The 23,234-nt window shown below is 38.5% G+C and carries 18 protein-coding genes and 7 pseudogenes; 14 read left to right on the top strand and 11 right to left on the bottom strand.

The genetic code is table 11. From position 1 onward, the window contains the following. Positions 1-6: 6 nt before the first annotated feature. Both JEU79_RS21300 and JEU79_RS21295 read left to right on the top strand, forming a co-directional pair. On the top strand, positions 7-339 hold the full coding sequence (locus JEU79_RS21300) for a group II truncated hemoglobin (protein ID WP_198265673.1): 333 nt from the start codon (positions 7-9) through the stop codon (positions 337-339). A gap of 63 nt (positions 340-402) precedes the next feature. Further along, a pseudogene (locus JEU79_RS21295) lies at positions 403-1,561 on the top strand (IS3 family transposase). Positions 1,562-1,792: 231 nt separating this feature from the next. Here JEU79_RS21295 and JEU79_RS21290 read toward each other — a convergent pair. From JEU79_RS21290 to JEU79_RS21275, 4 genes are all read right to left on the bottom strand, one after another. Then, positions 1,793-1,981: a hypothetical protein gene (locus JEU79_RS21290; protein ID WP_198265672.1), complete on the bottom strand. Its 189-nt coding sequence runs from the start codon at positions 1,979-1,981 to the stop codon at positions 1,793-1,795. A gap of 8 nt (positions 1,982-1,989) precedes the next feature. Beyond that, positions 1,990-4,257: a transporter substrate-binding domain-containing protein gene (locus JEU79_RS21285; protein WP_198265671.1), complete on the bottom strand. Its 2,268-nt coding sequence runs from the start codon at positions 4,255-4,257 to the stop codon at positions 1,990-1,992. A 7-nt stretch (positions 4,258-4,264) separates the two neighbouring features. Then, positions 4,265-4,876 (bottom strand): class I SAM-dependent methyltransferase, encoded by a 612-nt coding sequence (locus JEU79_RS21280; RefSeq protein WP_198265670.1) that lies wholly within the window; start codon positions 4,874-4,876, stop codon positions 4,265-4,267. Positions 4,877-4,938: 62 nt separating this feature from the next. Next, positions 4,939-5,805, bottom strand: coding sequence for an esterase/lipase family protein (locus JEU79_RS21275; protein WP_198265669.1), 867 nt, complete (start codon positions 5,803-5,805; stop codon positions 4,939-4,941). 121 nt (positions 5,806-5,926) lie between these two features. Here JEU79_RS21275 and JEU79_RS21270 point away from each other — a divergent pair, with 121 nt between their 5' ends. The 4 genes from JEU79_RS21270 (at position 5,927) to JEU79_RS21255 (ending at position 11,141) form a co-directional block, all read left to right on the top strand. Next, entirely contained in the window at positions 5,927-6,898 is a 972-nt protein-coding gene (locus JEU79_RS21270; protein WP_198265668.1) for a D-hexose-6-phosphate mutarotase, read from the top strand. 94 nt (positions 6,899-6,992) lie between these two features. Then, positions 6,993-7,916 (top strand): hypothetical protein, encoded by a 924-nt coding sequence (locus tag JEU79_RS21265; RefSeq protein ID WP_198265667.1) that lies wholly within the window; start codon positions 6,993-6,995, stop codon positions 7,914-7,916. Between the two features lie 165 nt (positions 7,917-8,081). Continuing rightward, a complete protein-coding gene (locus tag JEU79_RS21260) occupies positions 8,082-9,593 on the top strand; it encodes a B12-binding domain-containing radical SAM protein (protein WP_198265666.1) in 1,512 nt (503 codons plus the stop codon). Positions 9,594-9,830: 237 nt separating this feature from the next. Further along, positions 9,831-11,141: a protein kinase family protein gene (locus JEU79_RS21255; RefSeq protein WP_198265665.1), complete on the top strand. Its 1,311-nt coding sequence runs from the start codon at positions 9,831-9,833 to the stop codon at positions 11,139-11,141. Between the two features lie 207 nt (positions 11,142-11,348). Here JEU79_RS21255 and JEU79_RS21250 read toward each other — a convergent pair whose 3' ends face one another. Then, positions 11,349-12,392, bottom strand: a complete 1,044-nt coding sequence (locus JEU79_RS21250; protein WP_198265664.1) for an NAD(P)/FAD-dependent oxidoreductase — start codon at positions 12,390-12,392, stop codon at positions 11,349-11,351. A 282-nt stretch (positions 12,393-12,674) separates the two neighbouring features. Between JEU79_RS21250 and JEU79_RS28985 the strand changes: the two are divergent. Next, a pseudogene (locus tag JEU79_RS28985) lies at positions 12,675-13,842 on the top strand (IS3 family transposase). 256 nt (positions 13,843-14,098) lie between these two features. On the opposite strand, the gene JEU79_RS21225 reads toward JEU79_RS28985, so the two are convergent. After that, complete coding sequence (locus JEU79_RS21225; protein ID WP_198266107.1) at positions 14,099-14,428, bottom strand: class I SAM-dependent methyltransferase; 330 nt, start codon at positions 14,426-14,428, stop codon at positions 14,099-14,101. A 121-nt stretch (positions 14,429-14,549) separates the two neighbouring features. Here JEU79_RS21225 and JEU79_RS21220 point away from each other — a divergent pair. Then, positions 14,550-15,699: pseudogene (locus JEU79_RS21220) on the top strand (IS3 family transposase). Between the two features lie 670 nt (positions 15,700-16,369). Here JEU79_RS21220 and JEU79_RS21210 read toward each other — a convergent pair. The 5 genes and pseudogenes from JEU79_RS21210 to JEU79_RS21190 all read right to left on the bottom strand — a co-directional run. Continuing rightward, positions 16,370-17,009: pseudogene (locus JEU79_RS21210) on the bottom strand (IS3 family transposase); the annotation flags it as partial. A gap of 52 nt (positions 17,010-17,061) precedes the next feature. Continuing rightward, the gene (locus tag JEU79_RS21205; RefSeq protein ID WP_198265658.1) at positions 17,062-17,223 is read right to left on the bottom strand and encodes a hypothetical protein; all 162 of its coding nucleotides are present in this window, start codon (positions 17,221-17,223) and stop codon (positions 17,062-17,064) included. A gap of 353 nt (positions 17,224-17,576) precedes the next feature. Continuing rightward, entirely contained in the window at positions 17,577-18,008 is a 432-nt protein-coding gene (locus tag JEU79_RS21200; protein WP_198265657.1) for a beta-ketoacyl-[acyl-carrier-protein] synthase family protein, read from the bottom strand. A gap of 100 nt (positions 18,009-18,108) precedes the next feature. Continuing rightward, the gene (locus JEU79_RS21195) at positions 18,109-18,510 is read right to left on the bottom strand and encodes a beta-ketoacyl-[acyl-carrier-protein] synthase family protein (protein WP_198265656.1); all 402 of its coding nucleotides are present in this window, start codon (positions 18,508-18,510) and stop codon (positions 18,109-18,111) included. An 818-nt stretch (positions 18,511-19,328) separates the two neighbouring features. Continuing rightward, positions 19,329-20,484 (bottom strand): annotated as a pseudogene (locus tag JEU79_RS21190) (IS3 family transposase). Positions 20,485-20,557: 73 nt separating this feature from the next. Here JEU79_RS21190 and tnpA point away from each other — a divergent pair. The 6 genes and pseudogenes from tnpA to JEU79_RS28975 form a co-directional block, all read left to right on the top strand. Then, complete coding sequence (tnpA, locus tag JEU79_RS21185) at positions 20,558-20,842, top strand: IS66 family insertion sequence element accessory protein TnpA (RefSeq protein ID WP_425511194.1); 285 nt, start codon at positions 20,558-20,560, stop codon at positions 20,840-20,842. Beyond that, entirely contained in the window at positions 20,839-21,105 is a 267-nt protein-coding gene (gene tnpB, locus JEU79_RS21180; protein ID WP_198263387.1) for an IS66 family insertion sequence element accessory protein TnpB, read from the top strand. The genes tnpA and tnpB overlap by 4 nt, the downstream gene beginning before the upstream one ends. A gap of 162 nt (positions 21,106-21,267) precedes the next feature. Then, a complete protein-coding gene (locus JEU79_RS28980) occupies positions 21,268-21,507 on the top strand; it encodes an IS66 family transposase (RefSeq protein ID WP_425511157.1) in 240 nt (79 codons plus the stop codon). A 70-nt stretch (positions 21,508-21,577) separates the two neighbouring features. Further along, positions 21,578-21,682: pseudogene (locus JEU79_RS27805) on the top strand (IS66 family transposase zinc-finger binding domain-containing protein); the annotation flags it as partial. 48 nt (positions 21,683-21,730) lie between these two features. Continuing rightward, a complete protein-coding gene (locus tag JEU79_RS27800; RefSeq protein ID WP_281401093.1) occupies positions 21,731-21,955 on the top strand; it encodes an IS66 family transposase in 225 nt (74 codons plus the stop codon). 37 nt (positions 21,956-21,992) lie between these two features. Further along, positions 21,993-23,137, top strand: a pseudogene (locus JEU79_RS28975) (IS3 family transposase); the annotation flags it as partial. Positions 23,138-23,234: the final 97 nt, after the last annotated feature.

The raw sequence follows: 23,234 nt of genomic DNA, 5'->3' as shown, positions 1-23,234 counted from the left end.
CTAAATATGACTCAAACACCTTATGATGCACTCGGTGGTGAACAGCCACTGCGTGAACTGGTTGATCGATTTTATGATCAAATGGACACACTGCCAGAGACTAACACTATACGTCAAATGCATGCCAAATCCCTCAAAGCATCACGTGAAAAGCTCTTTTTATTTTTATCCGGCTGGCTGGGAGGGCCTGATTTATATATAGAAAAATACGGGCATCCGCGTTTAAGGCGTCGCCACATGCCCTTTACCATTGGCCAGTCAGAAAGTGACCAATGGTTACTTTGCATGAAAAATGCACTGGATGAGATGTCCATTGCTGGCGACTTACGGGCATTATAATGTGGCTATACTTAACCGGACACACAACTTAAAATAACTAAAAGATAAAAAGTGTGACCTAAAATGAATGATCAAACAAAAAAACCGAATAAAAGCTATACATCAGAATTTAAAGAATCAGCTGTCAAATTAGCTAATGAGACGGATCAACCCGTTTCTCAGACTGCCAGGGAGCTAGGTGTTAATGTAAATACTCTACATACCTGGATCAGTAAATATTCCAAACCGGTGAAGACGGTAGCCAATAGAAGTGATGAACACATTTATGATGAAGTAAAACGTCTGAAAAAAGAATTGGCAAAAGTGATTCAGGAGCGTGATTTATTAAAAGGCCACAGCGTACTTTGCAAGGGAAACTTTGTGAAGTACGCATGGATAACTGATCAGGCTAAAGATTACCCGGTAACGATTCTGTGCCGTTTTATGGATGTTTCCCGTAGTTGCTATTATGATTGGGTTAGCTCTCCTAAAACGGATAGAGAGAAAGAAAATGAAGCGCTTACTGAGCAGCTAAAAAACTGTTTGAAGACAGTCGCAAGACTTATGGAACCCGTCGTCTTAAAAGAAAACTGGCTGAAAAAGGCGTTCATATAAGCCGCCGGAGAATTGGTCGATTAATGAAAAAGCCGGTTTGTTTTGTAAAACGAAGAGACGCTTTAAAGCGACGACTAATTCCAAGCATAATAAGCGTATATCTCCAAATTTACTGGAAAGAGAGTTTACTGTCTCTCAACCTGATCGCTACTATGTGGGTGATATTACCTATATTGCCACCAAGGAAGGCTGGTTATATTTAGCGGTTGTCATTGACTTATTCTCTAGGCAAATTGTTGGCTGGTCGATGGATGAGCGAATGAAAGCCAAGCTAGTCAATGATGCTTTACTGATGGCCATATGGAAGCGTAAACCAATGGATGGATTGCTTTGGCATACTGACCGAGGTAGCCAATATGCCTCTGATAGTCATAGAAAAATATTGTCGGATCATAACATAATTCAGTCTATGAGCCGCAAAGGAAATTGCTGGGACAATGCTGTATCAGAGAGCTTCTTTCATAGTTTGAAAACTGAATTGACGCACCATTGTCGATTCAAAACCAGAGTAGAAGCAAAGCAGGCAATATTTGAATATATTGAGGTATTTTATAATCGGGAGCGACTTCATTCGGCTAATGATTATTTGTCACCAGTCGATTATGAAATACAGCAGGAAATAGCTTAAATCGATTGATTGAAGAGGGGTAAAGGCGACATAAATGCCGCCCATTACCGTTGACGGCCATCGGCTCCTCAGCCTGTGCCGTGAAGATATTGTAACAGGATCATTACCGTTGTGAAAATACCTTGGGTGAATGGAACGGCTCTATCGTTCCAGAGGGCAAAGCCCTTTCTCTTCATCTGTTTAAAGTTAACATGAGAAACTAAAATGATAGGAAATACAAAATGACAAAAATCACTTGAAACAGCCAAAAAAATATTTAGAAAACTGTCCGGAAAAGTGTTGACACATCATGGGTACAGACAAAAGGGCGGCAATAATGGCAATAATATTGGCTTTAATTAACTGCGGCTTATAGGCTAAAGCAGAGTGAATAATACGCTTAAAGGAAAAAAAGTTTTGTTCGGATGTACTGCTATTCATAGTCACTATCAATTAGAGGTGTCGGGATGTTTTTTACTGTATAGCTCATATAAGGCCTGGATTTTTTTTACATAAGCGACAGGTTCGGTGCCACGCACATAACCATAGCGCGCTTTTTTGTGGTACTTGGGCTTAGAAAGCATTAAAAATGCTTGCTCAACATTGCCAAACCAACGATTGGGATTGAGTCCCTGTTGTTTCGCTAAGATGCGAGCATCTTTAAGATGGCCTAGACCGGCGTTATAGGCGGATAATATAAACCAGAACTGCACATCAGCCGGTAGTTCATCAGAGATTTGTGAGTTAAGCCAGTCCATGTATTTGAGTCCAGCTCGCAGGCCATTCTCTGCTTTATCTAAATCTTTTATGCCAACTTCGCGCGCGGTTCTTGGCATGACTTGCAAGAGACCTTTGGCGCCAGCCCATGATTTGGCCTTGGGATTAAATTTACTCTCTTTATTCACTTGTGCGGCAATGAGTCGCCAGTCAAAATTATACTCTTTGGCGAGTGATTTAATGAGGTCATCATAGATGGAGATTGTTTGGTTATTTTGCTCACGTTTTTTAACATCAAATAGTTTACGAGAGTTTTTAAAATACTTGTTATAAGTGACATTATAAAATAATTTTTTGTATTCTTTTTTGATAAAACGATTGAGTGCGGCTAATAATTCAGAGTCATTTTTTCTCAGCAACCAGCGATGACCGCGCTCACTTGTTAGTGCCAATGAGGCCTGTAATTCACTATTCCAGCTTTTCTCAATTGCAATGATATTAGAGTCAGCCAAGGTTAAATCATATTCACCGTCTAAAACGCGTTTGATGATTTCTTCGGTCTCCATGTTTTCCGGAGCAAGCTCGATATTAAAATGAATGTTTTCAGTTTTTAACTGGTTTTGTAATTGGGCTAAGGTATCCCAATAAGAACTGCTTTTACGGACATAAAAAGTACGTGAATTAAGCTGTTGAATATTGTCAATGGTCTTATTATTTTTGCGTTGCACAATAATTTCCTGCACAAACAAATAGGGATTAGTGAATTTAATGGGCAATTTTTTACGCTCAGGCGTTATGATTAAACCTGCTGATACAATGTCACCATAGCCTTCTTCGAGCCATTGTGCCATTTGTTTAAAATCATTAGCCACAAGGACTTTTAAGTTGATTTTTTGCTGTTTAGCAAACTCTTTGAGCAAGTCATATTCAAAGCCCATGAGTTGATTTTTCCACAAAAAGTAACTTGAGGCATTGTTCCGAGTGATTAAACGTAATTGACGGTGTTTTTTTATGCTGTCTAAATCACCTAGACGTTTCTCGGGTAAATATTGCAGTAATTTTTCTGTGCGAATAAAGCGATTTAATTGTTTGAGAAAGTTAGGATTATTTTTTCTAACCGCCCAAGCAATAGGGCGTTCTTTTCCTAAATCTAATACTGATTTTATATCATTGCGATATTCTTTAAACAATTCGAGTCGATTGGAGTCTTCAATGACAGCATCAACCTTGCCTGAGTTTAGAATGTTAAATTTTTCATCGATGGAAATTCGATCATCTAAAATGACAATCTCAATTGCTTGCTCGCCTTCTTCGATTAAGGTGTTCAGGGTATCTTTGAACGAGGTATCTTTGCGTACGCCAATTTTTAGTCCATCAAGTGTGGTCAGTGATAATTTCTTTTTGAATGATTGTGCAACCACTAATTGTTCAATACTCTGATCAACGGGGATAGTAAAACTCACCAGTTCTCTTCTTTTGTTTGTGATGGTGAGGTTGGCAACAACAATATCGCCACGACCTTCTTTAAGTAAGGGCAGCATATTGGAAAAACGTTTGGTTGATATCAGTATCGGTGTCAGTTTATTTTCTTCGGCAAAACGGATAATGGATTTGAGCTCATTATTGTATGAAAAAGTACGTCGTGGGAGAAAGTCATTATGTTGAAAAGAATAGGGGACAATAATGCGTAAGCTGCCTGATGCTTTAATGGCTGCCCAATCGTCTTTATTGATGGTTTGTTTATAGTTTGTTTGAGAGTGAGGCCTGATTGCATCTGTTTTATTAATGCTTTTATCAACATCAATATGAATGACTGTGTTTTGACTGCTTTCTTGAGCAGTGTCTGGTGTCGATTGTTTTTTAGCAGATGATTGTTCATCACTGCATGAAATAAGGTTAAAAACTAATACTAACAGCAACGCTAAGGACAAAAAAAGTGTCAGGGATTTTTTTAATATTTGCGGCGAAAAACCAAAGGGGCCAAAGGGGGCTGTTATCATGGATAGTTTATTCTTTGATCGTCATAGCAACAGTATAGGTTTTTCCTTGCTTTACTTTCTTATAATTGCCAAAGACCTCTTTAAAAGAACGTTCGATGTATTTTCGAATGCCGGTGATGGTGACCACATAAAAACGTCCCCCGGGTTCAAGGTGGTTTAAGGCATCAACCATAAAGAGGCTCAATAATTCATTGCCAACCTTGGCGGGAATATTAGACACAATAAGATTGAATTTTTTCCTGCCGATTTTTTCGCTTACCTGATCCAAGCCATTACTTAAAAACGTGTCACAATTATTAAGTTTGTTGAGTTGAATGTTTTTTTCGGTGTATTTAATGGCAACGAAATCCTTATCAATTAAACAGGTGTGGCCATTGGGGGCTAATTTTGCCAACGTGAGCCCTAGTGGTCCATAGCCACAGCCAATATCGAGACAATCGTCGTCCTCATTGACTTGAATGTATTGCAACATCAATTTCGTGCCATCATCAATAGCGCGAGGTGAAAAAAGTCCCCAAGTGGTTTTAAATTGCATGGCTTCACCACATAATTCAGTTTGAATTAGCAAGTCTTGACGATATTGCTCGATATTCTGAAAATATTTACTGGGGGGGGACATAAATATGAAGCCTACTTATACGTTAATTAATTTTTTTACAATTATACCTGATTTTTTTAGCTTTAAGGCAAAAGCCTGATGAGTAGTAGACCATCGGCAAATTTAAGGTCATGTGTACCGGGTGTTAATAGGACTCTTGCTTTTGCACCAATTGCAGGCACGTATGCCATATTCTGACTACGGGGTGGGACTAACCAATCACCCTTGAGAATAGAACCATTGGCTCTGATAATCGAAGTGTAGTACATCGGAGGATGTGGCTGGCGATTGAGCCAAAAAAGAAAATAATTTTTATCTTCCTGCCCTAATTGTTTATAAAGTCGTGATGAGCGATTAATTTCATCGGCACCAAAGAGTGGAGCAAAAAAACCAATGGGTGTATCGGAGGCTTTTTCTGCCATGTCTGCGATGGGCGAGCCCAAGTGTGGGGTGGCAATACTTATGAGTTGTTCTACCTTAGGGTAAAAAGCCGCTTTCACGGTGGAATTTTTAGCCGAAACTAACGCATAATCATTGACCAGTGACAAACGTGCTACAAGTGCGCCTGCGGAATGGCCGATAAGGTGCAAATTTTGTTGTGCAAAGCGCTTGCTTATATCGCCTAAGTATTGGCTCAGTAAGTTGGCCTGAATTTCAATCGGTGCTTCTGATGGCAGTTCAACCGTCACGAGATGCTTCCCGGTATTATCTAAGGAGAGTTTGTTGCCATAGACCGAGTAAGAACCTGCATCATGCCAGCCATTATCAGCTAAAATCCGTGTGATACCATTGTAGCGCCAGGCATTACCTGAACTATGATAACCATGAATCAAGACCGCAATATCTGCTAATACTAGGCCAGGTAACATGAAACCTATTAATAGGAAAAAGGAAATGAGCCTTTGTTTAGGTGACGGTTTAAATAATTGCTTCAATAACGTATCCTTCATAACTTAAGTCCTTTATATTCATAGTACCTATACCCATATATTGCGGATATTACTATAGCAATATTTTTCTTACTTTTTAATGTTTAACATCAATGTAATTTTTATTAAATAGAATGAGAATATGATTAACAATCTATGGCAAGCATTTTGTCTTGACGGTACATTAGAGATTATTGAAGTAAATCAAGGTTTTCCTTTGATTAAAGTCAATAATGCTCATGCTACTGCCACTATAAGCCTATATGGCGGGCAATTACTGACTTTTAAACCCCATACACAGAAAGAGCCAATTATTTGGCTGAGTAAAAAGGCCATTTTTAGTAAAAATAAGGCCATTCGCGGGGGAATACCCATTTGTTGGCCCTGGTTTGGTGCATTTGAACAGCATGCTTTCTTAGAGCAAGAGTTAGAGCAAGAGCCTGTATTCGATTCAAATATTGATACAAACAGTTTGCCCGCTCATGGTTATGCGAGAATTAGTCATTGGCAGATCCAAGCGACACAAGTGATGCCAGATGGCGGCACAAAAATAATATTGTCTTTACCACGAGACAAGATAAAACCACCTTATCATTTATTGGCCAGGTATTATAATTGTGATCTGGAATTAACAATTATAATCAATCAGGAATTAAAGTTGGAATTAAAAACTATAAACCGAGGTCAATCAATAATACCGATAAGTCAGGCTCTACATAGTTATTTTACCGTCAGTGATATTCACAATGTCGAAATAAGTGGCTTAGAGCAATCTATTTATATTGATAAGCTGAATGCAGGGAAATCCTCGAAACAGTCTTCAGTGTTAAAGTTTACGGCTGAAACTGATCGGGTTTATCTTGATAGCCAGCAAGCGGTTTTATTATCTGATCCTGGATTTGAGCGTGGGATTGAAGTCAGTAAAACAGATTCATTATCAACTATTATCTGGAATCCATGGCAGGAGAAAACTGCTCAAATGAATGATATGGGTGAGACTGCTTGGTTGAATATGGTGTGTATTGAGCCAGCCAATGTTTTGCATAATCAATCGTCATTATCGCCAGGACAAAGTTTAAAATTAAGTTGTCAGATTCATGTAGATGATGCATGAAAATGACGCTTTAATTTGTCTGCTAATTGATATAGTATTAGATAATTAGTAAATATTAAATGGTTATTTTGTACAATAATACATGGAGAGAGACATGGACAAAGAAACAAGTGATAAGTTAAATGACACTCTGGAAAAAATGGGTGCTATAAATAACGAAGGTTCCAAAGCTTCTGAGAGTAAAAAGGCTTCAGAGGGTAAAAAGACAGCTTCGGCACAAGCGTCATCCTCAGATATGAGTTTTTATGTCATTCTACTGGCATTGGTTGTTGGTATGGGGTTTTATATTTCTTATGATAGTGCCCAACGTTATGGTGACATGGCCTCTGTTGCGGGAACAGATGAAGGTATGGTGTTAGAGCCAATTATTGTGCAAATTGAAAAAGTTAAATCAGTAGAAGTCATCCCGATCGCTACTATTGAAGCCACTGAATCAACGCCAGAAGCGGTTGTGGTTGAAAAAATTGAACAAAAAACCGTAGTAACAACGGCGATTGTTCCTGTTGAAGCAGGTGTTGCTGCCGAGGCTAAGCCTGAAAAACAACAAGCTAATGCTGTAACAGATACGGCAACAGATGCCTTAAAAACAGAAACTACATCCAAACCAGTCAACATACCTGAAAGCACTCAAAGTATGATGCCTAATATGGCTGATATGGCAGGTAAAATGGCTGATTCTGCCATGCAGACTGTAGATACTGTTGTGACACCCGTGGTAGAAGCTGTTGATACAGCGGCAACAACTGCTAATGAAACGACGGAGCAGGCGGTTGAAGATGTAAGCGCTCAAGTTCAAGCACAGTCTGCAGCTACACCTTATGGATATCAATATGGAGCACCTCAGCAACAAAACTATTATCAACAACCTTATGCTCAGCCCCAATATGGCCAACCTCAGTATCAACCACAATACGGGCAGCCACAATATGGTAATCCCTATGGTAATCAAGGTGCTTATCAGAATGGTTATCAAAACCCTTACCAATATGGCAACCCTTACCAACAACCTGCTCAATAAGAAATATGTTTGTTTTATCCCTAAAGTGTCTTTATTCGTGACGTTTTAGTGGCTTATCGTCAGTATTGCCGATACTAATTTTTATTGTATTGGTTATACTGATAGCTATGCAGACCTATCCAATTTTTAAAGTTAAACTCCTTTCAACGGGTTTGGTGATTAAACATGATTGCTAAACAATCTGATATTCTTCTTTGTACGATTAACGCCAGTTATATCCATGCCGCCGTTGGCTTACGTTATCTCTACGCTAATCTTAACGAGCTACAAGCACAAACCGATATCCTTGAATTTACCAGTAATTTGAGACCAGCAGACATTGTTGAAAAGCTCTTGCAAAAAGCACCATGTATCATTGGTTTTGGTGTCTATATTTGGAATACGGAGCATACGAGTAAAGTCATTGCGCTGATAAAAAATATTCGTCCGGAAATCATTATTATCATTGGTGGGCCGGAAGTGAGTTATGAATATGAACAACAGGCAATATTTCAAAGCGCAGATTATCTAATTACCGGTGCTGCAGACACGCGGTTTGCTCGCTTATGTAGACAATTATTAAATCGAGATGACAGCCCGTCGAAAACCTTGAGCATACATTCTAAAGTTTTTCAGGAAAAAGAGCCTGAGCTCGATCAAATAAAATTACCTTATCAATACTATAGCGATGAAGATATAAAAAATAGAGTGCTCTATGTCGAGGCGTCACGTGGCTGTCCGTTTAAATGTGAATTCTGTTTGTCCGCTTTAGACAAGACCTCTATTCCTTTTGATATTGATGTGTTTCTTAATGAAATGTCAAAGCTTTATGACCGAGGTGCACGCAACTTTAAGTTTGTGGATCGCACCTTTAATTTAAAAATACAAACTAGTCTAAAAATTCTTGAATTTTTTCTGGAGCGTATGGATGATACACTTTTTTTACATTTTGAAATTATTCCTGATCGCTTGCCTGATGCGCTTAAAGAAATAATTAAACGTTTCCCACAGGGGAGTTTGCAGTTTGAAATGGGGGTGCAGAGTTTTAATCCCGAAGTGCAGCAATTGATCAGTCGTAAGCAGGACAATAGTAAAACTGTAGCAAATTTAGCCTGGTTAAGAGAGCATTCAAATGCCCATATTCATGCTGATTTAATTTTTGCCTTACCTGATGAAGATTTGACCAGCTTTGCTCGTGGTTTTAATCAACTTTATCAATTACAACCCCATGATATTCAATTGGGCATCTTAAAACGACTGCGAGGCACACCGATTATTCGTCATACGGAACAGTATCAAATGGTATTTGATACTAATGCCCCATATAGTATTCTGGCAACTAATAAAATAGACTTTTTACTGATTCAGAGGATTAGCCGATTTGCACGTTATTGGGAGTTAATTGCTAATTCGGGTAATTTTGCCTCATCAATCAAGGTTTTATTAGCTGATCAAGCTTTTGAACGTTTTTTGGCTTTTACTGATTGGCTCTATGAAAGCTCTGGTAAAACACATCAAATTTCCATGAGGAAACTCTACGATTATCTTTATTATGGCTATAGCCACTGTTTTAATGAAGATAATGCAGAAATACTTTCATCACTATTGGAGGATTATAAATCTTCAGGTTTAAAAGGCATGCCTGAGTTTTATAAAAACATGAGGTCTTCTAAGGGTAATCCCTTGATAAAACAATAGAATTCCTCTATTAAAATCGCGTTTAGATGTTTATAATTTACCCTTAGTAAAAATGATAGTTAGAAATGGATGTTTAACTGAATCAAGCTGGCTCTAAACCAATCCGCTTTAAAAACACCCATGACTTTTTTTAACTATCTATCTATCTATTTATAAACAAATAAACAAACAATAACAACAACTCTAATTTCAATCACTAATTTTTACATCTATTGGCATGATAAAGGGAAGGGTAAAATGGACATACCTGGTTACACTATAAAATATCGTATTGCTAAAGGAAGATATGCGTCGCTCTATCTAGCACATAATGTGCAGGGCGATATCAGGGCGATAAAAGTCATTCATTCATCACTTTCCAATCAGTTTTTATTTCGTCAGGCATTTAAAAAGCAAATAAAAATACTCACATCAATTAAACATACGCATTGCATGCATGTGTATGATGCAGGAATTTCAGGTCGGCATTGTTATATCGTTATGGACTATTATCCTAATGGTTCAATTGCCCCAAGATTGATTTTTGGCTTTCCAGTGAAACAAATTACTCAGATCATTAAGCAGTTAATTGATGCACTTGAGTATATAAATAAAATAAAACTAGAACATGGCAATATCCAACCGCGCAATATTTTTCTGAGTAAAGATAATCAAACCATCCTATCTGAATATGAAATTGTTCCGCAAATATTAAAAAACTGTCCTGATATTCATTTTAGTGAAGATGAGCTACTACTCAATCAATTGGTTGATACACAATCGGACTTGAGTTGCCTAGGCTTAGTTTTTTTTAAATTACTTAATAGAGAAACAACGCCTTATCTAGAAATTCCTGTTTATGGCCTGAGTGGTAAAAGAGCAAAATGCTGGCAAACAACCATTAATAAATTGTTTTCTAGTCAGATGGATGACTCAATTAATTCAATTCAGCAATTTCGTCAGGAAATCAATCGGGTACAAGATGCTTTTAAAAGCCAAAACATTCAAACAGAAGCATTCGTTAGCGATCAGCACCTAGCACATGATAGTATTGATAATAAGGCAATAGATAAGGCTTTTGAAACTGTTAGCAATATAAAAATCACTGCCATACGTGATAATTTCCCCGTGATTTTGGAGCAAAAGACCAACCATGATGAGTCCTCTATTAGAGGGGTATTAAATCAATTTCTATTGAATAATAAAACGCCAATAATGACAGGTCTTGCCGCCAGCACCGTCTTTTTTCTAATGCTTTCCGGTATTACATTCTTTAATATGAAAAATCCCACTTTCAGTCTCATTAATACTCTGGATACCGCATGGTTTGACACTAAAGCTGAAGTGCCCACTGAAATACAGCGTACAAAAATACGCTTTCCCGGTGAGTATACTGCTGCTCAAAAGAATAAAACTCAATATCCTGATTTAGTAACAAATATTGAAGAGCTGAAGTTAACACAAGCTGATATTAAACAAAAAAATCGCCTAGCAGCCATCAAACGAGCTGAAAAAAATAAGCAATCAATGAAGCCTGTGCAAAAAGATACTTTGGCCTTGGTAAATTAACCTGAGTTCTTGATAATAAATAACGGTATTGTTCAGTTTGTATTATTGTGATGTGCTTCGTTCCTCAGCAGCATCCTACTGCTCCAATACTTCACTTGCAGACAACCGTAGGGTGCTGCTGAGGAACGAAGCGCACCACTATTAAGTTAACTTGTATCCAGAACTCATGTTAAATTAATCTGTTTTGGTTTAATAGAACTGGGTACTTTATGATAAATAGAGCTGAGATACACGGGTACGGCGAAAAAAGAACTGTGTCAGACTATTATTTAAGCGATTTAAAACAAAAAATAAAGGTAAAGTCACAGAGTATAATGATAATTTATGAATAAATAAGCCGGCTTTAATCGGACGTTTAAAATTCTTTAGCCATAATTTTTTATAGTCTTCAGAATTCAGCTCTAGACAAGTTTTTCCGGCAACCACTCCAGACAGCAAAGCTAAGGTGACTCCAAGCCCTGTAATTGGTGGAATGGCAGCACAAGCATCACCAAGATAATAGATGTTTTTTTCAACGGGTATTTTTTTAAAACCAAAATCAGGTGCTTCAACTTTTATCCAGCCCGGCTCCCAAATTGATAAATCTTTCATGTGTTTTTTCATTTCTTCAAATAGATGATCCTGTCCCTTAACTTGTAATAAAGTTGCATTGATTTTGCCATCTTCTAAGGGTAGAAAGCCAAAATAGCCACCGGGATGCATGTGCATTTTTAGAGTATCAATTTGTTTGCCAGTAAAATGTGCTTTATAACCCACGTATTTACTCTCGGGTTTTTTACCTGTTTTAGTAAAAAAGCGTCCAGCACTGACTAGAATTTTCTCTGCAATAATGGTTTTATCATTACTGAGGGTGAGTTGATAATGGGTATTAATTTTTTTGATATCAATAACCCGAACACCTTCATATAATGTGATATTATGATCTAATACTCTTTTTCTTAAGGCATCTTCTAAGTCAGTTCGCGATAAAGCGCCACCATTCTTCTCAATCTTTAAACTAAAACGACTGTCTTTTTTGTTGATAAACTCAATGCTACTAATACTTCGAGTGGGCTTTATCCCCCAATTAGCTAATACGGGCAAGGCTTCTGGTGACACGAATTCACCACAAACCTTATAGGCCGGATAATGTCCGGCTTCGATAATAACGGGTGAATGACCACCATCAATTAGTGTGTTAGCAGCCGCAAGGCCTCCAACACCACCACCAATGATTACAATTTTTTCTGACTGCATGGTTTTTGACTGCATTGTATCCTCACTATATAGCGAAAGGGAAAATACCACTTGATTGAATAATGCGTTGGGTTCACTCCAGCTCTTTGTAAATAGTGTTGCCAATCAGAGCGAACAAAAGCACGTTTTATTGACAGCAAACCATCTTGTGATATGAGACGGTTACGAAATAAAACTGGGGCCATAAAATAATAAAAATAGTAGGCGATAGGGTGACGATGTAAGTCATTGTAATGTGGCTATACTTAACCGGACACACAACTTAAAATAACTAAAAGATAAAAAGTGTGACCTAAAATGAATGGTCAAACAAAAAAACCGAATAAAAGCTATACATCAGAATTTAAAGAATCAGCTGTCAAATTAGCTAATGAGACGGATCAACCCGTTTCTCAGACTGCCAGGGAGCTAGGTGTTAATGTAAATACTCTACATACCTGGATCAGTAAATATTCCAAACCGGTGAAGACGGTAGCCAATAGAAGTGATGAACACATTTATGATGAAGTAAAACGTCTGAAAAAAGAATTGGCAAAAGTGATTCAGGAGCGTGATTTATTAAAAAGGCCACAGCGTACTTTGCAAGGGAAACTTTGTGAAGTACGCATGGATAACTGATCAGGCTAAAGATTACCCGGTAACGATTCTGTGCCGTTTATGGATGTTTCCGTAGTTGCTATTATGATTGGGTTAGCTCTCCTAAAACGGATAGAGAAAGAAAATGAAGCGCTTACTGAGCAGCTAAAAAACTGTTTGAAGACAGTCGCAAGACTTATGGAACCCGTCGTCTTAAAGAAAACTGGCTGAAAAGGCGTTCATATAAGCCGCCGGAGAATTGGTCGATTAATGAAAAAAGCCGGTTTGTTTTGTAAAACGAAGAGACGCTTTAAAGCGACGACTAATTCCAAGCATAATAAGCGTATATCTCCAAATTTACTGGAAAGAGAGTTTACTGTCTCTCAACCTGATCGCTACTATGTGGGTGATATTACCTATATTGCCACCAAGGAAGGCTGGTTATATTTAGCGGTTGTCATTGACTTATTCTCTAGGCAAATTGTTGGCTGGTCGATGGATGAGCGAATGAAAGCCAAGCTAGTCAATGATGCTTTACAATGATGCTTTACTGATGGCCATATGGAAGCGTAAACCAATGGATGGATTGCTTTGGCATACTGACCGAGGTAGCCAATATGCCTCTGATAGTCATAGAAAAATATTGTCGGATCATAACATAATTCAGTCTATGAGCCGCAAAGGAAATTGCTGGGACAATGCTGTATCAGAGAGCTTCTTTCATAGTTTGAAAACTGAATTGACGCACCATTGTCGATTCAAAACCAGAGTAGAAGCAAAGCAGGCAATATTTGAATATATTGAGGTATTTTATAATCGGGAGCGACTTCATTCGGCTAATGATTATTTGTCACCAGTCGATTATGAAATACAGCAGGAAATAGCTTAAATCGATTGATTGAAGAGGGGTAAAAGGCGACATAAATGCCGCCCATTACCGTTGACGGCCATCGGCTCCTCAGCCTGTGCCGTGAAGATATTGTAACAGGATCATTACCGTTGTGAAAATACCTTGGGTGAATGGAACGGCTCTATCGTTCCAGAGGGCAAAGCCCTTTCTCTTCATCTGTTTAAAGTTAACATGAGAAACTAAAATGATAGGAAATACAAAATGACAAAAATCACTTGAAACAGCCAAAAAATATTTAGAAAACTGTCCGGAAAAGTGTTGACACATCATTGATAATAACTTCATGCTTGGCGACACGTTGAGCCTGATCTAGAAACTCAACCAGCTCATCATCATTCATGTGATGACAGACAAGAGTCGATGTGACTATATCAACACTATTGTCTGGTGCTTCAATGCCTTTGTTTATATGATGTTTGAAGTTAAGTTTAGGACTTTTTATTGTGTCGTTGATGGCAAAAATCAATGGCTTTTTGCTCATATCTATGCCTAGAATTGAGCATTGGTGAAACTTTTTGGATAACAATTGCGCAGTAAAGCCACCGCCACAGCCAACGTCGAGAATAGTTTTGGCTCAATATGGGAAAAACTTTTCAAAGTGGCTCTGTCGCCACCGAGTATATAGTGGACCCCGAAAACTGGACAATAGGTTAAGATATAAGAGCTAACCTAACGGGGAACAAAAAATGAGCACAAAAAGAAAAACATTCAACAACAAATTTAAAGCAAAAGTAGCCATTGAGGCTTTGAAAGGTCAAAAAACAGTCGCAGAAATTGCGTCAGAATTTGAAGTGCACACCACCCAGGTCAATAGCTGGAAAAGCAGATGCTTGATGGTGCAGCCGATACTTTTCAAAAAATTAGAGAATAAAGATGCTGAACATGAAAAGGAAAAAGAACACCTGTACAGCCAAATAGGTCAACTAAAAGTAGAGGCTGACTGGCTGTCAAAAAGTTGAAGATGTTCAACTGAGTAGAGCAGAAAAGCGGTGTTGCATAGAAAAGAGCACCCTCAGTTGAGCATCAAAAACAATGTGAGCTTATCGGCCTGAACCGTTCAAGCTATTACTATCAACCTAAAAAGCCTCTGCAAAATAAAGATTTAACATTAATGAATTTGATTGATGAGTTGTACATAAAACATCCATTCTATGGCAGTCGTCAAATTCGTAATGCATTAAGATTGAAATGTTATAAAATTAATCGTAAAAAGTTCAACGGCTTATGCGGATCATGGGATTGGTTTCAGTGGCACCAAAACCCAATACCAGCAAGCCTTGCAAAGTAAATAACCTCTATCCATATTTGCTCAAAGGAATTGATATTAATAGGAATAACCAGGTTTGGTGCACAGATATCACGTATTTACGGATGCCACATGGATTTGTCTACCTAAGTGCTGTTATGGACTGGAGTAGCCGTTTTGTGCTGTCCTGGGAAGTGTCAACCAGCATGGAAGAAAGCTTTTGTATCAGTAGTCTGGAAACAGCACTGCGACGATATGGAAAGCCAGAAATCTTCAATACGGATCAAGGTGCTCAATATACTAGCAGAGCATTTACAGGTGTTCTAAAGGCCAATGATATAAAAATCAGCATGGACGGCAAAGGCAGAGCAATGGATAACATTATGATTGAACGACTCTGGCGAAGTGTAAAATATGAGGAAATTTACCTCAAGGATTACCAAAGTATTGATGAGCTAAAGAGCTCATTAAAGGAATATTTTGAGTTTTACAACCATGAACGACCACACAGTACACACGGTGGAAAAACGCCTGCAGAGATCTATGGCGTGATGAAAGAAGTTGTTCCAGACTTAAAACGGGCAGCATGATGAGAGGATAATCAACTTTACTGGCAACCGCCTTGTCCACATATCCACAGGCCAAGCCAGTAGCCCTGAGATATATCGCAAGCGTCTCTGGACTACTGGCAGACCTGTGGATATGTGGATAAGACTAATACTATAAATAACCAACAGAATTATATCTTAATATTTGAGAAAGCTGTCTTGACAATGGGGTCCACTGTAGTAAGCGCCCGACGGCTCCTAGCTTTTCCAAACAATCAAAATATTCTTCTTCACTATAATAGGCTTCGCCTAAGTCGATCAGTTCTTTTGATAGCTTCTATTTTTAAAGCTTGGTAAATATTGTGCGATGAATGGAAACATTTAAGCCGCTTTATTGGATTGCTATTTTCTAAGATTAAGCTTTCTGATGTGCAACACTTTTCCGGACAGTTTTCTAAATATTTTTTGGCTGTTTCAAGTGATTTTTGTCATTTTGTATTTCCTATCATTTTAGTTTCTCATGTTAACTTTAAACAGATGAAGAAAAGGGCTTTGCCCTCTGGAACGATAGAGCCGTTCCATTCACCCAAGGTATTTTCACAACGGTAATGATCCTGTTACAATATCTTCACGGCACAGGCTGAGAGCCGATGGCCGTCAACGGTAATGGGCGGCATTTATGTCGCCTTTTACCCCTCTTCAATCAATCGATTTAAGCTATTTCCTGCTGTATTTCATAATCGACTGGTGACAAATAATCATTAGCCGAATGAAGTCGCTCCCGATTATAAAATACCTCAATATATTCAAATATTGCCTGCTTTGCTTCTACTCTGGTTTTGAATCGACAATGGTGCGTCAATTCAGTTTTCAAACTATGAAAGAAGCTCTCTGATACAGCATTGTCCCAGCAATTTCCTTTGCGGCTCATAGACTGAATTATGTTATGATCCGACAATATTTTTCTATGACTATCAGAGGCATATTGGCTACCTCGGTCAGTATGCCAAAGCAATCCATCCATTGGTTTACGCTTCCATATGGCCATCAGTAAAGCATCATTGACTAGCTTGGCTTTCATTCGCTCATCCATCGACCAGCCAACAATTTGCCTAGAGAATAAGTCAATGACAACCGCTAAATATAACCAGCCTTCCTTGGTGGCAATATAGGTAATATCACCCACATAGTAGCGATCAGGTTGAGAGACAGTAAACTCTCTTTCCAGTAAATTTGGAGATATACGCTTATTATGCTTGAATTAGTCGTCGCTTTAAAGCGTCTCTTCGTTTTACAAAACAAACCGGCTTTTTCATTAATCGACCAATTCTCCGGCGGCTTATATGAACGCCTTTTCAGCCAGTTTCTTTTAAGACGACGGTTCCATAAGTCTTGCGACTGTCTTCAAACAGTTTTTAGCTGCTCAGTAAGCGCTTCATTTCTTTCTCTATCCGTTTTAGGAGAGCTAACCCAATCATAATAGCAACTACGGGAAACATCCATAAAACGGCACAGAATCGTTACCGGGTAATCTTTAGCCTGATCAGTTATCCATGCGTACTTCACAAAGTTTCCTTGCAAAGTACGCTGTGGCCTTTTAATAAATCACGCTCCTGAATCACTTTTGCCAATTCTTTTTCAGACGTTTTACTTCATCATAAATGTGTTCATCACTTCTATTGGCTACCGTCTTCACCGGTTTGAATATTTACTGATCAGGTATGTAGAGTATTTACATTAACACCTAGCTCCTGGCAGTCTGAGAAACAGGTTGATCCGTCTCATTAGCTAATTTGACAGCTGATTCTTTAAATTCTGATGTATAGCTTTTATTCGGTTTTTTGTTTGATCATTCATTTTAGGTCACACTTTTATCTTTTAGTTATTTTAAGTTGTGTGTCCGGTTAAGTATAGCCACATTATTCAATGCTCAGTCCGGCCAAACCTAAAGCAAATGTCCATTTCTTTTCATGGCGTTTTTGGGCCAATTGTTTGAGTACAAATAGAATGGTCGGGCTGGACATATTGCCATAATCATTAAGTACATCACGTGACTCTTGAGTATCTTTATGACTGAGTTTTAATGATTCCTGTATACCATCAATAATCGCCTTGCCACCAGGGTGAATAGCCCACAATGCATCTTTATATTGTTCTTTGCTGACCAGCTTAGAGAATAAAGCATGGATTTGTTTTTTAATTAACTTGGGAACTTTTGATGTGAGCTTCATAATATAAGCGTTATCACCAGATATCCAGGTCATCTCATTTTGACTATCATCCAATAGCCATGAGGCTTTGTTTTCAAATCGCCAAAGTGGGTTTTCATTTTCTGTTGGTGTGTTGCCCACAATAGCACAGGCAGCACCATCACCAAATAAGACGTGACCTAATAAGGTTTCTCTTTTTCACTACGCTGATAATGGAGCGTGCATAGCTCGGTGCAAACAACTAAGACTCGATTTTTGGATCTTCAGCAGCTAAGGCTTGTGCTGCAGATAAACCATTAAAGGCAGCCATACAGCCCATAAAATTTAAGCCAAAACGGCGTACATCATTGTTAAGCTGTAGGTCTTTAATCAATGAAACTTCGATGCCAGGAGCGATGAACCCCGTACAGGAGATGGAAATAATATGAGTGATTTTATTCGCATCCTCACCCCATTGAGCAATGGCTTCTTTAGCTGCTTGCAGGGCAAGGCGTGGTGCTTCTTGTTTATAAATTACCATACGATCACTCATGGTTGGCTCTTTCACAGGAAAGTCTTTACCATAGAAAGCACCTTGAGCAAGTGGAGATTTATAGTCTTCAAGCACAGAAAACCGATTCTGAATATCCGATAGTTCAGACACTTTTTTAACCAATAGTCGAGCTTTCTAGGCAGCTTGAGTGGTGAAATTGTTCTATCTGTTAATTGTTTTTGTGCTATTTTATGCTCAGGAACAGCAGTGCCCAAGGCAAAAATCATTTCGTCCATTTTACAATATCTCATCCGTTAGAGAAATATCACTGGTCCATTCTCATTAATTATTTCTGTTTAGAGTTTAAAATTAGAGTGTGATATTCAATTGATCCAAGTCAATTTATACTATAGCAAATCCATTATTCAAAGATATATAGGGTGAACTACTTATAAATTTTCTCATTTAAGCAGTTTTTAAGGTTTAAGGATTTATAACTTAATCCTTAATAGGATGTTTTGTGCCATTAGATAAATTCATAAACTTGATTGATGGTACAATATTAATGTGCTAGTTTAGACAAATCGTAAACGTCAATTAAAACCCACGTTCACAATAAGCTTCAGTTAGCTCAAACTATGATCTTCAATTCGTAATTTGGAGATACAAATGAGCAACCATTCAAAAGATGCTTCGATGAAGCATGATGTTCAACACTTTTCGGACAGTTTTCTAAATATTTTTGGCTGTTTCAAGTGATTTTTGTCATTTTGTATTTCCTATCATTTTAGTTTCTCATGTTAACTTTAAACAGATGAAGAGAAGGGCTTTGCCCTCTGGAACGATAGAGCCGTTCCATTCACCCAAGGTATTTTCACAACGGTAATGATCCTGTTACAATATCTTCACGGCACAGGCTGAGGAGCCGATGGCCGTCAACGGTAATGGGCGGCATTTATGTCGCCTTTTACCCTCTTCAATCAATCGATTTAAGCTATTTCCTGCTGTATTTCATAATCGACTGGTGACAAATAATCATTAGCCGAATGAAGTCGCTCCCGATTATAAAATACCTCAATATATTCAAATATTGCCTGCTTTGCTTCTACTCTGGTTTTGAATCGACAATGGTGCGTCAATTCAGTTTCAAACTATGAAAGAAGCTCTCTGATACAGCATTGTCCCAGCAATTTCCTTTGCGGCTCATAGACTGAATTATGTTATGATCCGACAATATTTTTCTATGACTATCAGAGGCATATTGGCTACCTCGGTCAGTATGCCAAAGCAATCCATCCATTGGTTTACGCTTCCATATGGCCATCAGTAAAGCATCATTGACTAGCTTGGCTTTCATTCGCTCATCCATCGACCAGCCAACAATTTGCCTAGAGAATAAGTCAATGACAACCGCTAAATATAACCAGCCTTCCTTGGTGGCAATATAGGTAATATCACCCACATAGTAGCGATCAGGTTGAGAGACAGTAAACTCTCTTTCCAGTAAATTTGGAGATATACGCTTATTATGCTTGGAATTAGTCGTCGCTTTAAAGCGTCTCTTCGTTTACAAAACAAACCGGCTTTTTCATTAATCGACCAATTCTCCGGCGGCTTATATGAACGCCTTTTTCAGCCAGTTTTCTTTTAAGACGACGGGTTCCATAAGTCTGCGACTGTCTTCAAACAGTTTTTTAGCTGCTCAGTAAGCGCTTCATTTTCTTTCTCTCTATCCGTTTTAGGAGAGCTAACCCAATCATAATAGCAACTACGGGAAACATCCATAAAACGGCACAGAATCGTTACCGGGTAATCTTTAGCCTGATCAGTTATCCATGCGTACTTCACAAAGTTTCCCTTGCAAAGTACGCTGTGGCCTTTTAATAAATCACGCTCCTGAATCACTTTTGCCAATTCTTTTTTCAGACGTTTTACTTCATCATAAATGTGTTCATCACTTCTATTGGCTACCGTCTTCACCGGTTTGGAATATTTACTGATCCAGGTATGTAGAGTATTTACATTAACACCTAGCTCCCTGGCAGTCTGAGAAACAGGTTGATCCGTCTCATTAGCTAATTTGACAGCTGATTCTTTAAATTCTGATGTATAGCTTTTATTCGGTTTTTTTGTTTGATCATTCATTTTAGGTCACACTTTTTATCTTTTAGTTATTTTAAGTTGTGTGTCCGGTTAAGTGTAGCCACATTAGCAACACATAGAGGCCTGCCAAGCCAGTAACTTAAGCCAGGCAGTTTATTGTCAACAACATAAGATACCCTCTCATATTTTTAGCTATTATCGAAAGAAGTTGGGTTATGTTAGCTCATCAAAACAGGTCAACACCAACAATCAACTCATTCCCATTAATTTACTGGCCAATTCCCCCACAAGCAATGCAATTAAAGTAAGCCATACCAATGGTTTCAGTTTGGAAATCAATTCTGATACGAACCTGAATCAGCTCAAGTCCATTCTGGATTTGCTCAGGACTGTTTCATGATAACGGGCATCACAGTCAATCAGGTTTATCTGGTTTCTGGTGTTACCGATATGAGAAAAGCAACCAATGGGCTATCACTGATTGTCTCAGAGCAATTGGAACACAATCCCTTTGATGGCAGTGTCTTTGTTTTTTGTAATCGTCAGCGAGATAAACTTAAAATACTGTACTGGGAGCGTAATGGTTTCTGGCTTTACTATCGTACACTTGAAAAGGGAAATTCCAGTGGCCGATGGAAAAAGAACAACCCACTCTTTCGTTAACACTGAGAGAATTACAGTGGTTACTGGATGGTTTATCTTGCACACAACACCATGCTCACCCTGAAATTCATGGTCTGGAAAACAACTAAAAAAGTCCCTTTAGATGCGCATTAAACAGAATAAATACAAGCATTTAACGCTCATTTTAGTATAATATAACGCATGAGTTCAACAGACAAAATACTACCAGAAGAGATACCAACGCTCAAAAACAGGGTGCTTGAACTCCAGTCAAAAGTGGACTGGTATGAGGAACAATTTCGTCTGTTGCAACATAAACGGTTTGGTACTTCCAGTGAAAAGAAGTTCACCCCGACTTCTTTAATGAGGCAGAAACGTTCGCCGAAGAAGCACCGGAAGTCCGTGAAACCATTACTTATGAGCGTAAAAGCCCGGTCGTAAGCCTTTACCTAAAGACCTACCTCGTAAAGTTGTTCGTCATGAGTTATCTGAAGCAGAACAAGTCTGTGACTGCGGTCATCACTTGCATGAAATTGGTGAAGAGACCTCAGAGCAACTGGAAATTGTTCCTGCTCAGGTATATGTTGTAGAACATGTTCAGGTTAAATATGCCTGTCGTGCTTGTGAGGAAGGCGTTAAAACTGCTCCTAAGCCTGCACAGCCCATTCCTAGAAGTTTTGCATCACCCAGCCTGCTGGCCTATATCATTGTTTCTAAATTCCTAGACAGCTTGCCTCTCTATCGACAGGAAGCGATATTTAAACGCTATAAGATAACACTTTCCAGAGCCAGTATGTCCAACTGGGTGCTTAAATCAGCTGAATTACTCAAACCCTTTTATAATCGGTTTAATGTGGCTATACTTAACCGGACACACAACTTAAAATAACTAAAAGATAAAAAGTGTGACCTAAAATGAATGATCAAACAAAAAACCGAATAAAAGCTATACATCAGAATTTAAAGAATCAGCTGTCAAATTAGCTAATGAGACGGATCAATCCGTTTCTCAGACTGCCAGGGAGCTAGGTGTTAATGTAAATACTCTACATACCTGGATCAGTAAATATTCCAAACCGGTGAAGACGGTAGCCAATAGAAGTGATGAACACATTTATGATGAAGTAAAACGTCTGAAAAAAGAATTGGCAAAAGTGATTCAGGAGCGTGATTTATTAAAAAGGCCACAGCGTACTTTGCAAGGAAACTTTGTGAAGTACGCATGGATAACTGATCAGGCTAAAGATTACCCGGTAACGATTCTGTGCCGTTTTATGGATGTTTCCGTAGTTGCTATTATGATTGGGTTAGCTCTCCTAAAACGGATAGAGAGAAAGAAAATGAAGCGCTTACTGAGCAGCTAAAAAACTGTTTGAAGACAGTCGCAAGACTTATGGAACCCGTCGTCTTAAAAGAAAACTGGCTGAAAAAGGCGTTCATATAAGCCGCCGGAGAATTGGTCGATTAATGAAAAAGCCGGTTTGTTTTGTAAAACGAAGAGACGCTTTAAAGCGACGACTAATTCAAGCATAATAAGCGTATATCTCCAAATTTACTGGAAAGAGAGTTTACTGTCTCTCAACCTGATCGCTACTATGTGGGTGATATTACCTATATTGCCACCAAGGAAGGCTGGTTATATTTAGCGGTTGTCATTGACTTATTCTCTAGGCAAATTGTTGGCTGGTCGATGGATGAGCGAATGAAAGCCAAGCTAGTCAATGATGCTTTACTGATGGCCATATGGAAGCGTAAACCAATGGATGGATTGCTTTGGCATACTGACCGAGGTAGCCAATATGCCTCTGATAGTCATAGAAAAATATTGTCGGATCATAACATAATTCAGTCTATGAGCCGCAAAGGAAATTGCTGGGACAATGCTGTATCAGAGAGCTTCTTTCATAGTTTGAAAACTGAATTGACGCACCATTGTCGATTCAAAACCAGAGTAGAAGCAAAGCAGGCAATATTTGAATATATTGAGGTATTTTATAATCGGGAGCGACTTCATTCGGCTAATGATTATTTGTCACCAGTCGATTATGAAATACAGCAGGAAATAGCTTAAATCGATTGATTGAAGAGGGGTAAAAGGCGACATAAATGCCGCCCATTACCGTTGACGGCCATCGGCTCCTCAGCCTGTGCCGTGAAGATATTGTAAC

Source organism: sulfur-oxidizing endosymbiont of Gigantopelta aegis (genome assembly GCF_016097415.1).
In the GTDB taxonomy this organism is placed as follows: Bacteria; Pseudomonadota; Gammaproteobacteria; order GRL18; family GRL18; genus GRL18.
The sequence above is the reverse complement of the archived record's forward strand: the minus strand, read 5'-3'. Positions and strand labels throughout refer to the sequence as shown.